The sequence below is a fragment of the Microcoleus sp. PH2017_24_DOB_U_A genome (assembly GCF_020738205.1).
Taxonomy (GTDB): domain Bacteria; phylum Cyanobacteriota; class Cyanobacteriia; order Cyanobacteriales; family Microcoleaceae; genus Microcoleus.
In genome coordinates this window covers 103,810-113,796 of the sequence record NZ_JAEQCT010000015.1, presented here as the reverse complement: position 1 = coordinate 113,796, position 9,987 = coordinate 103,810, and the positions used below count along the sequence as shown (strand labels likewise).

The following is a 9,987-nucleotide window of genomic DNA, read 5'->3' as shown; positions in this document are numbered from 1 at the left end:
TTTAGTTATACGTGAGCATATTTTTGCGAACCTTCAGAGTGATGCTATGGCCGAGAGTACATAGATAATGCTTTTTGTCAATGCGTAAGTCCTAATATCAAAAACATCGGTTTTTCTAGCATTGACGCGGGTTGTCTCGGTATTTTTTTCTTGAAGCATTTTTTGACCTCCTTTGAGCTAACTTGTCACCCTAGCTCTCTTGTCGGCGCATTGGGTACTACCTATGGGTATAGATATTGTAGAGTCTCAGACAGATGAGGTATGTCCGCTAATCGGTAATCGGTAATCGATCGAGCATATAGACTCGATCGGGTTTTTGGAGGTACAGACGCCACCGTTTACAAATCCTGACATTCGCAGAATCTGGCATACCTCATGGGGTGCGATCGCCACTATATTGCAGAGAGAGGGAGAGAATGGGAGAGGGGGAGAGGGGGAGAGAGGGAGAGGGGGAGAATTGCCCAATTACCAATTCCCAATTACCAATTCGCCATTACGAATACTAATCACTAATGACTAAATTACTAATGACTAAATTATTAATCACTAATGAAAAAAAGCTATAACTTTTGAGAGGTACACGGCCAATTAAAATTGGCTATGACTGTGAAAAAGGATTTAAGAGGCAGAGAATTATGAAAATCGCACAAACTGCTCTCAGGGATCAAGTTCATCAATTAGCTGAGGAAGCATTTCACTTGAAGCTGATTTCTGGGTACGGTGACGGTCAACATAGCAACGAATATCAGATTGTCTGGAACGGCAAACCCCGACACCTGCCTTTGGAACGAGCGCGTACAGTATTGAGCAATTTGATCGAGCGATCGCACTAATTCGCGATCGAACTAATCTAGAAGCGCCGATCGACCCGGTTGATACGAAAAATAAGAGGTTTATGGGTGAAGTCTCCAGTCAGAAATCGGGTTGATACCCCGTCGCGCGTCCAAGACTGTAATGTAAACTCATTTTTTGACCCCTCCTCCATGGCCTGAGGAGGGGTTAGTTTTTTATAAAAAATCGCGTTACAGCCCCGCATTCGAGCGAAATAACCGGAATGCTTGAGTTGCGTGCTTCCAACACCTATCAAAATCAGATGTTTATTCTGTATCAATCTCTACCTTTTGGCAGTGTTAGGAAACAAAAATGTTATGTTTTAGTGAAATATAATCCATTAAGAGTGCAGATCGTATGGCTGGCAGCGAAAATCAGGGAAAGTTGCTAATTATTGGCGGCGCCGAAGACAAAGACGGGGATTGCAAAATTCTGCGGGAATTCTTGCGGTGTGCTGGAGGCACTAAAGCCCGCATTGTAGTGATGACGGCTGCTACCAGCCTCCCAGGAGAAGTCGGAGATAATTACATCAGAGTGTTTGAGAGGCTGGGCGCTGAAGATGTGCGAGTGGTTGACACCCAGAAAGCCGAAGATGCTGACAATCCAGATTATTTAGAAGCGATCGAACAAGCGACTGGCATATTCTTTACCGGCGGGGAGCAAGCGCGGATTATTAGCTGCTTGAAAGATACCAAACTCGACGCAGCTATGCACAAACGCTACTCCGAAGGGGCGATTATTGGCGGCACCAGTGCAGGCGCGGCGATGATGCCAGACATGATGATTATTGAAGGAGACTCCGAGACAAATCCTCGCGTTGACGTGGTAGCAATGGGCCCGGGAATGGGTTTCCTGCCGGGAATTGTCATCGACCAGCATTTCGCCCAGCGAGGCCGTCTGGGACGCTTAGTTGCTGCACTCTTGTTGCAACCAGCAGTCTTGGGATTTGGGATTGACGAAAATACAGCTATTTTAGTCAGCGGTGACGTGGTTGAAGTCATTGGCGAAGGGGCTGTAACTGTCATCGACGAGTCGGAAAAACTCCACGACAATATGGATGGACTGTTGAAGGATGAGGCTTTGGCGATTTGCGGGGCCAAGTTGCACATCCTCCCCCACGGATACCGGTTTAATTTGAAAACTCGCCAGCCGATGCTCGATAGGGTAGCAACGGTAGCATAGTCAGAAAGGGCGATCGGGCAACTTACCTGCAACTGTCCAAAAATCTCAAAATTATCTAGGGTGCGATCGATCGCACCTTAGTGCTTGAACGAAGTATAGCGGATCGAGCTCTCCTATGAGGTACGTTGTTGGGCTTGGGCCCTCTTAGTTTAGTGGTTATAGAAGCTGCATGAGAGCGGACTGAAGTCCGCACTACAAACCTTTTTGTTCGTAGTGCGGACTTCAGTCCGCAGCTTTTTACGGACTGAAGTCCGCACTACGAACATTTTTGTGATGGTAATCCACCGGACACGATCTCAGGGTTAAAAAAACCTGATACTTCGTCCAAGACACTAATAAAAAGAAGAGGATTTTACCTCTTCTTTTATTGCTGCCGTTTCTGCTTTTTTAAGCACTTTTTTGTTCGTCAAAAAACGACTGCTGCCCATCTTCAGTCGATACTAAATTCCACCCTTGAGTTATCAGCCTCTGAAAAGTTGCCCATCCCTTAGAACCCCCTGGCTCCATGTAGTCCGAAACCGCGAACTGCGGAAAAGCTGTATAAGGCCGCCACGCTTGACGAGCTTCGGTACGCAGGTGCAATATCTTTTCTCCATTGCCTCCCAATCTGGGCAACCAACACATTTGTTTTAGCATTTTTAACACTCCAGAGTTTTTACAGTAACGGTAATTCGTCAACATCCCAAATTAAACTTTTAGAGCCATCTTAGCCGCTGCTCGGAAGATCTAACAGGTAACAGGGACGGATGAAATTTTCACCGATTACCAATTACTGAGGTAGCAGCAGTCGTTTAAGCTGATTTTGGTTCTGCACAGTTTCCCAGTCTTTGACTAAAAAACAAGTGCTACCAAGGTATAAGCAAAAATAATCATTGCTCTGATCCGCTCAAACTTGACTTAAAGGCGATCGCCCGAGAATCCAGTTGAATAAAGTATTTATCTTTCTGGTTTCCCTTACTTGATAACTACAAGCTCATCCTCGCTGTTTCCGCCTAAAATGACATCTTTCTACGGTATTAGCTCTGTCAGCTAAAAAATGTTCCTTTAGTTACAAATATTAATATCTGAAGGCGATTTATCTAGTTATCAAAAGTTAAATTAATTTTCATAAACAGCGATCGATAAGTTTTAGTTACTTTAGCTACAATTTTGATTTCATTCAGGGGTTCGGAGAGATAAAGGTACGTAGTTGGGCTTGGGCCCTCTTGAGACGTATAGATAAAGAGGGCCCAAGCCCAACTACGTACCTAATTTTTATGATGACAATAAAACCACCCTGTAGGGTGCGCGCGGAACTCGTGACAACATTCGAGTTACGATTTAACTCTTAAGAACGATGGCGACAGATTGGCAAAATTGTAAAAATGAATACTAATCACAGTTATAAGTTCTGCGTAAAAGGTATTCATGGCCGCTGCAATTGAATTCAAACTCTTCGCTCCCAACAACAAAGCAGCTACAGTGCTCGGCTCTTTTTCTAAATGGGAAGAAATTCCCTTAGAAAAAGATGATAGAGGTTATTTCCACACTAAAATTCAGCTCGCAGGCGGTATTTATCAATATAAGTTCCGAGTGCAGTCGCAGAGTCCTTGTTTTGAAACCGACGAATGGGTAAAAGTTAATGACCCCTACGCTACTGAGATTGACAGCACTGCTCATATTTTAAACGCGCTAAATTGGCAGCAGTTTTGCTAGTCACAGCAGTAGGAATACCGATGCTGTGGATGGGCGAAGAGTTCGGACAATCCACTCGCCAAACCCCCAACCAGCCGAATAAATTGCAATGGTCTTTGTTGAACAATCAGCAGAATCATGATTTGTTGGAATACTACAAACACCTGATTCGATTGCGGACAAATGTTCCGGCACTTTACACCGAAAACATTGAATTTATCCACCAAAATGCCGAAGCTAAAGTGCTCGCTTACTATCGCTGGAACGATGATGGTTCGCGAATAGTAGTGGTGGCCAATTTTTCGGACACTTATCTATCTGATTACTGTATTCCTAACTTTCCCGATACCGGAAATTGGCACGAGTGGATGTACAACAAAATTGTAGGAGTTGGGGAAGAAGACTTTAAGTTTGATTTGCCGGAATGGTCGGCTCATGTATTTCTTTGAGATGAGAAAAATTTATGTCCCCAGGCAGAGGTTTGGTGAAGTTGTAGAAGATTAAATTGTATTTATGACTGGCACATACAACTCGATCGACCGGGTTTTTATACCGAGCATGATGGCCATAACAACTCGGTGTATGCGTCCTGAATGGCGATCGCAATTCCTGGTATTGAGCATAAGAATTGTACGGCGCCGTGCCAAATGTCAATTAACAAAAATATTGTGAGAGGGTAACTTCTATGGGCTGGCTAAAAAGACTGTTTGGTTTAGAAAAACTGGAAAATCAAGAAAATGTGGAAGCTCCTGCTTACCAAGCACCTGTAGCTCCATCTCAAGCTCAAGTTCAAACTCAACCTGCTGCGGCTGCGACTAAAACAATCCCGCCGGAACGCATGGGATTGAATGGAGAATACGATCAAAGCGGTTTAGCTAAACGGGTGGCTCAGGCTTTCGATGCAAATCCTGATGTGGCGGACATTGAGACTGTTTATGTTGCTCAACACGGTACTACGGTGGTTCTCAAAGGTACAGTTCCCAGTCAGGAAATTGTAACCAAGTTGGTGACAATTGCTAAAAGCATTAATGGTGCAACTGGGGTGGAAACCAATCAAGTTACTGTTGGCTAGGGGAGCATCTCAGTTTGGCATTTATAGTGCTGTCCCCGCTCGCGAGTTGTAGAATACGCGAGCGGGGACAGCACTATAATAAAAAAAATGCTTTTTGCAAAACTGAGATGCTCCCGTTGGCTAGGGCGACGGTTGTTGGGAACAGTTAACGGTTAACAAGTTAACTGTTAACGATTAATTATTTTTTTGAGCGATCTTGCTGTACATAAAAAATATGACCGGGGAAAATTTAGTACCTACTCGCGGCACATTAGAACGGAGTCTTGGGCAAGGGATTCAAGCTTTGTACCGATCTGTACTCGGACACCAAACGAGTCAGGCGCTCTGCAATCTTTTGGATAACAAATTAATCATTGTAATCGAAAATGCGATTACTCAACCAGAAAAACTGCTGGCTCAGAACGGTCAGCAAGATTTGGCTTCCCAGGTGCGATCGCAATTAGAGTCAGTTCTGGAATTGCCACTGAAAGACTTAATCAAAGAAGTTTTGGGTGTGGGAGTGATCGATCTCCTCAGCGATGCCACTTTGGAGACCGGTCGCGCCGGAACGATCGCAATTTTGGAGTCTGCACCTCAAGTTCGCGATGCTACTTCTAAGTCTAAAACTCAACCAGAAGTGGCTGATGGTTGAGGTGGTGGCGGATAATTAGTTCTAAATCCTTGATGTTGAAAGGTTTAGAAAGATATGCAACGCAGCCTGCTTCGAGAATCCGATCCCGGTCTTCTGTTTTTGCTAGTGCTGTGACGGCCACGATCGGAATATGTCTGAGATCCGGGTTTTCTCTGATCCGCTTTACTAATTCTATACCGTCTATATCGGGCAGACAAATATCGAGTACGATTAGGTCGGGAGAGCGCGAGACTGCTGTCGAAAGAGCACTGTACCCGTCCATGGCTCCTACGCACTCGCAGCCGAATAAATCGAGTATTTGCGTCAGCAGCTCTAAGTTATCGTGATTGTCGTCTACAGCCAATACGAGAGGACGCTTGTCAACCGCCAGGTGACCCATATTTAAAGAAGATTCCAAATGCTGATTCCACGTAGGGTAGTTCATAAATCCAGATCGAAAAACGATCGTAAAAGTTGTACCCGAGGCATTCTTCAAGTGGCGCTCGGGCACTTGAAACAGATTGGCTCGTATTTGTAGCTCTCAGATGGCCAGTCTTCGGTCTAACCAGATTGTACAATATGGCTGCGAGTTCTGGCAAAGACTGCACCAGTTGATCGCTCCACAGTATCTCCATAATTTTACTGATCCCCGGGCAAATTGCCAACTTACGCCCTAAGGTTGCGTCAGCTTTGACAACAAGAGGCGATTACTAGGAAAAAGCTTGCTAATAAACTATCCTAGCTTAATTTTTGCTTTGAAGAGTGGCCGCAGTTTTTGAGAATTCCCTCAACATTACACTACTGATATCCTCCGTGTATCTACCTAAAGAAAGATTAGATGAGGCACATAAATTTAACAACTTCCACCTGCTGAGAGATACTTATTTCTCCGGTTTAGATTTCAATGTTTTTAAGTAGTAATTATCGCTAATTAAACCCGTAAAAATATCATTTTTTACTGACTGTTTACCAGATATTAACCTAGGAGATGTTGATGACAATTGCAATCAGAGACGACTTAACTTACCAGAAAGAATTGGTTGAAAGCCCGCCCGCGCGATTTGATGACAACAGAAGCCAGCGATCGCGTGGAAGCCGAACTGCACAAAGAAGTTTTACCTACGGACGACAAAACCCTCCAAACAGAAATAGCTGACCTCTGGAAAGATACGAATCCGCTGGTACGATTGCTAAGCCGGGTGCGTGAGCCTTTGCGCGGGCCTGCACCTTTGGGCATCGATTCCAATTTGTTTGTACGGAGGGTCGAACTAGAAGGCTCACTTCCTTCGGGAGTAAAATCGGAAACTGCGATCGCGGGTGTATTTTCGGCAACGAAGGATGAGTTGTCCCAGGAGCGAATTCAGGAAATAGCGAGCTTTTTGCCGGAGAGAATTCGGGAAATTTGGGAGTCGGCTTAACGGGATATTTCCCAGTATAAATACTGAGCAACCGGTTTACTCTTCCAGCATTCTGCACTCTCAGTCAGAAGCTTGTGCGATCGACCCGGTTTCTAGATTGGTTTGATCGTTCGGACTTTAGTCCGCATCAAAGTCTGTTGAGAAACCCAGTTAGGATATTTGTGGGATGGGCGTCCCGCCCGTCTAGAAAGGACGGGCGGGACGCCCATCCCACAAGAACAATAAAAACTGTAAGTTATTTAATTTTCATTCCTTAGTACCCAAAATTTGTAGAAAAACCCAAAATATTCCTAAAAACTGGGTTTCTGGCTCTCTGGTTGCGTAAATCCCACAGACTGAGCGAAAGTGTTGTAGTCTATAGTTCAGGGCGAGTTAACAAGGTGGCTCGCAAAAATGCTGTCAATTGCCCTGGAGATTAAAAGGGATGGCCCGCAGAAGAGTTAGACAAACGTCAAGAGCGAATTTAAAACAAGAGATTTTACTCAATCGAATTACCAATCGCATCCGCAACTCTTTAGAACTGCAAGAGATTTTGACGACAACGGCGCGAGAAATCCGCAGCTTTTTAGGAAGCGATCGGGTAAAAGTTTATCGCTTTGATGCAGACGGTAGCGGCGAGGTGATTGCCGAGGCCATCAACGGCGAAAATGTGCCATCTCTGCTGGGTTTGCGCTTTCCTGCGGGGGACATTCCGCCTAGTGCGCGCGAAATGTTTGTCAAAGCGCGGCAGCGAGTGATTGTAGATGTGGGATTGCAGCATAAAATAATTAATCGCTTAGATTGTCCCGAAACCGGCCAAACTTTAGCGGTTGAAGATATTCGCTATTGTCCTGTAGACCCCTGTCACGCAGAATATCTGGAGGCTATGGGGGTGCGTTCTTCTCTGACGGTGCCGATCGTACATCAAAATCAACTTTGGGGGCTGCTGGCCTGTCACCACAGTCAACCCAAACGGTTTAGCGATCGAGAATTGAACATGGTACAGTTGCTTGTGGATCAGCTTTCAATTGCGATCGCCCAATCTTTTCTCCTCACTCAAGCCCGACAGCAAGCGCGCGACGAAGCCGTTGTCAACCAAATTAGCAGTTTGCTGCACTCTCCTCTGGAACTAAACGAAATTCGGCAAGCAGTTCTCGAACAAAGTGTCAAGCATTTGGACGGTTCGGGAGGACGCTTGTACATTGCCGCCGAATTTGGCGATCGGCCGGCTAAACTTTATACCTGCGGGCAGCAGCCTCCAGACACCAATCTCGAACTCACCGAGTTTTGGCAGCAGATCATGGGGTGGGCCAACCAAGACGAGCAACCAAAAACTGCCGACAGTACCAGCCAATTAGGCATTTATCAAAATCTATATTCCGAGCATTACAGTTCAATTGATACAAATATTTCTAATTTAATCGTCCCGCACTTGTACGCGATTTCCGATATTGCTCAAGAACCTCAAGTCAAATCTTTATCTGCAAATTTTCTCGAAGCTGACATTCGGTCATTTTTGGCAGTACCGCTGCAATACCGCCAACAGTGCATCGGCTGTCTCACCATTTTTCGCGCAGCCGTAGAAACCGAAATTTTGTGGGCTGGCCGTTGCAGTTCCGACGCCCGGAGCGATCGACCCCGACAGTCCTTTGCAGCTTGGAAAGAAATCAAAACCGGCGAAGCTCAAAAATGGAGCAGCGAGGAACAGAAGCTAGCAAAATCATTAGGAACTCACCTGTACATGGCTGCCATGCAGAGGCGCGTCGAGGCAATGATGCGACATCAAGCTTCTCACGACCCATTAACAGGTTTAGCGAATAGATTGCTGTTTAATGAAAGGCTGTCTTTAGCTTTAGCTAACGCTCACCAGAATGCAGAAATGTTGGCGGTGATATTTCTAGACTTAGACAGATTTAAAAATGTTAACGATACTCTCGGCCACCCAGTGGGCGACCAGTTGCTGCAAGGTGTATCTCGGCGTTTGACTAACTGTTTGCGCCTCGGGGATTCGATCGCCCGTTGGGGCGGCGATGAATTTACTTTGCTGCTGTACAATATCAACAGCCCCGAGGACGCAACTAAGGTTTGCCAGCGAATAATCCAGAGTTTAAGCACTCCTTTTGATTTTGACGGTCGGGAACTTTATACTAAGGCTAGTTTGGGAATTGCTTTGGCTCCTTATGACGGAGAAGATGCAGAAACCTTACTGAAAAATGCTGATGCTGCGATGTACAAAGCTAAACAGAAAGGTCGGAACAATTATCATTTTTACACGCGGGCGATCGGCAATCAAGTCTCTGAAGAACTCAATTTAGAAAATCAGCTTTACAAAGCTTTGAAACAATCAGAGTTTGTGCTGCACTATCAACCGCAAATCAACTTAAATACTTGCCAAATAGTCGGCATGGAAGCTCTGATTCGCTGGGAGCATCCCGAACGCGGTTTGATTCCTCCCGATCGATTTATTCCCTTAGCTGAGGAAACAGGATTAATCTGCCAAATTGACGAATGGGTACTGCGGACAGCTTGCTTGCAAAATCGAGAGTGGCAGTTATTGGGATTGCCGCCAGTACGGGTAGCTGTGAATTTATCAGGTCGTCAGTTTCTACAAGCTAACACGGTAGAAACCATTGCTAAAATCTTGTCAGAAACCGAGTTAAATCCCGAGTATTTAGAAATAGAAATTACCGAGACAGTTGCCATGACAGATGTAAATTTTACGGTGTCGGTATTGCAGGAGTTGCAGCAAATGGGAATTCAAATTTCTCTGGACGATTTTGGCACAGGTTATTCTTCGCTGTGGTCTCTGAAAAACTTCCCACTGAATAATTTAAAAATAGATAAATCCTTCGTGGCAGATTTGCTCAACGGCAACAGCGGTGCTACGATTGTGAAAGTGGCGATCGCCCTGGGACAGGGCCTGAATTTACAGGTGATTGCTGAGGGAGTGGAAACAGCAGAACAGTTGGCATTTTTGCAATCGCTTCAATGCGATATGGGTCAGGGTTACTTCTTTAGCAAACCCATACCGGCGGCGGCCGCAACCCAATTGTATCTAGAAAATCAACTGAGTAAAATATGTAGTTTAGATTCACAATGAGAAATACTGCTATGGTGCGTGTAAAAAATAAAATTCCTCGCAAGTAACCCTAAATAAAGGTACGTTGTTGCGCTTGGGCGCTCTTTCATATATATAATCAGAGGGCTGAAGCCCAACAACG

10 protein-coding genes are annotated in these 9,987 nt (G+C 45.2%); 8 read left to right on the top strand and 2 right to left on the bottom strand.

Annotated features, from left to right (window positions below; all coding sequences use genetic code 11):
* Positions 1–635 precede the first annotated feature (635 nt).
* On the top strand, positions 636–833 hold the full coding sequence (locus JGK07_RS00770; protein WP_293149664.1) for a hypothetical protein: 198 nt from the start codon (positions 636–638) through the stop codon (positions 831–833).
* Between the two features lie 355 nt (positions 834–1,188).
* Positions 1,189–2,013, top strand: coding sequence for a cyanophycinase (locus JGK07_RS00765; protein WP_293176300.1), 825 nt, complete (start codon positions 1,189–1,191; stop codon positions 2,011–2,013).
* A 387-nt stretch (positions 2,014–2,400) separates the two neighbouring features.
* Here the strand turns inward: JGK07_RS00765 and JGK07_RS00760 are convergent, their stop codons facing one another.
* The gene (locus tag JGK07_RS00760) at positions 2,401–2,649 is read right to left on the bottom strand and encodes a hypothetical protein (protein WP_293176298.1); all 249 of its coding nucleotides are present in this window, start codon (positions 2,647–2,649) and stop codon (positions 2,401–2,403) included.
* A gap of 771 nt (positions 2,650–3,420) precedes the next feature.
* On the opposite strand from JGK07_RS00760, the gene JGK07_RS00755 reads away from it, so the two are divergent.
* From JGK07_RS00755 to JGK07_RS00740, 4 genes are all read left to right on the top strand, one after another.
* Entirely contained in the window at positions 3,421–3,708 is a 288-nt protein-coding gene (locus JGK07_RS00755) for a glycogen-binding domain-containing protein (RefSeq protein WP_293176296.1), read from the top strand.
* Entirely contained in the window at positions 3,702–4,136 is a 435-nt protein-coding gene (locus tag JGK07_RS00750; protein ID WP_293193863.1) for an alpha amylase C-terminal domain-containing protein, read from the top strand. Before JGK07_RS00755 ends, JGK07_RS00750 begins: the two co-directional genes overlap by 7 nt.
* A gap of 236 nt (positions 4,137–4,372) precedes the next feature.
* Positions 4,373–4,759, top strand: a complete 387-nt coding sequence (locus JGK07_RS00745; RefSeq protein ID WP_293176292.1) for a BON domain-containing protein — start codon at positions 4,373–4,375, stop codon at positions 4,757–4,759.
* 214 nt (positions 4,760–4,973) lie between these two features.
* Positions 4,974–5,390: a DUF2294 domain-containing protein gene (locus tag JGK07_RS00740; protein WP_293176290.1), complete on the top strand. Its 417-nt coding sequence runs from the start codon at positions 4,974–4,976 to the stop codon at positions 5,388–5,390.
* On the opposite strand, the gene JGK07_RS00735 is transcribed toward JGK07_RS00740, so the two are convergent.
* On the bottom strand, positions 5,359–5,814 hold the full coding sequence (locus JGK07_RS00735; protein ID WP_293176288.1) for a response regulator: 456 nt from the start codon (positions 5,812–5,814) through the stop codon (positions 5,359–5,361). The two genes, JGK07_RS00740 and JGK07_RS00735, sit on opposite strands and share 32 nt — an antisense overlap.
* A 619-nt stretch (positions 5,815–6,433) precedes the next feature.
* On the opposite strand from JGK07_RS00735, the gene JGK07_RS00730 reads away from it, so the two are divergent.
* Together JGK07_RS00730 and JGK07_RS00725 are read left to right on the top strand one after the other, a co-directional pair.
* On the top strand, positions 6,434–6,787 hold the full coding sequence (locus tag JGK07_RS00730; protein WP_293196313.1) for a DUF2267 domain-containing protein: 354 nt from the start codon (positions 6,434–6,436) through the stop codon (positions 6,785–6,787).
* A 424-nt stretch (positions 6,788–7,211) separates the two neighbouring features.
* The gene (locus JGK07_RS00725; protein ID WP_293230268.1) at positions 7,212–9,866 is read left to right on the top strand and encodes an EAL domain-containing protein; all 2,655 of its coding nucleotides are present in this window, start codon (positions 7,212–7,214) and stop codon (positions 9,864–9,866) included.
* The last annotated feature ends 121 nt before the right edge of the window (positions 9,867–9,987 follow it).

Coding starts and splice junctions, on each gene's coding strand:
- JGK07_RS00725 (WP_293230268.1), top strand. CDS start 7,212: ATGGCCCGCAGAAGAGTTAGACAAACGTCAAGAGCGAATTTAAAACAA.
- JGK07_RS00765 (WP_293176300.1), top strand. CDS start 1,189: ATGGCTGGCAGCGAAAATCAGGGAAAGTTGCTAATTATTGGCGGCGCC.
- JGK07_RS00755 (WP_293176296.1), top strand. CDS start 3,421: ATGGCCGCTGCAATTGAATTCAAACTCTTCGCTCCCAACAACAAAGCA.
- JGK07_RS00730 (WP_293196313.1), top strand. CDS start 6,434: ATGACAACAGAAGCCAGCGATCGCGTGGAAGCCGAACTGCACAAAGAA.
- JGK07_RS00770 (WP_293149664.1), top strand. CDS start 636: ATGAAAATCGCACAAACTGCTCTCAGGGATCAAGTTCATCAATTAGCT.
- JGK07_RS00735 (WP_293176288.1), bottom strand. CDS start 5,814: ATGAACTACCCTACGTGGAATCAGCATTTGGAATCTTCTTTAAATATG.
- JGK07_RS00740 (WP_293176290.1), top strand. CDS start 4,974: ATGACCGGGGAAAATTTAGTACCTACTCGCGGCACATTAGAACGGAGT.
- JGK07_RS00760 (WP_293176298.1), bottom strand. CDS start 2,649: ATGCTAAAACAAATGTGTTGGTTGCCCAGATTGGGAGGCAATGGAGAA.
- JGK07_RS00745 (WP_293176292.1), top strand. CDS start 4,373: ATGGGCTGGCTAAAAAGACTGTTTGGTTTAGAAAAACTGGAAAATCAA.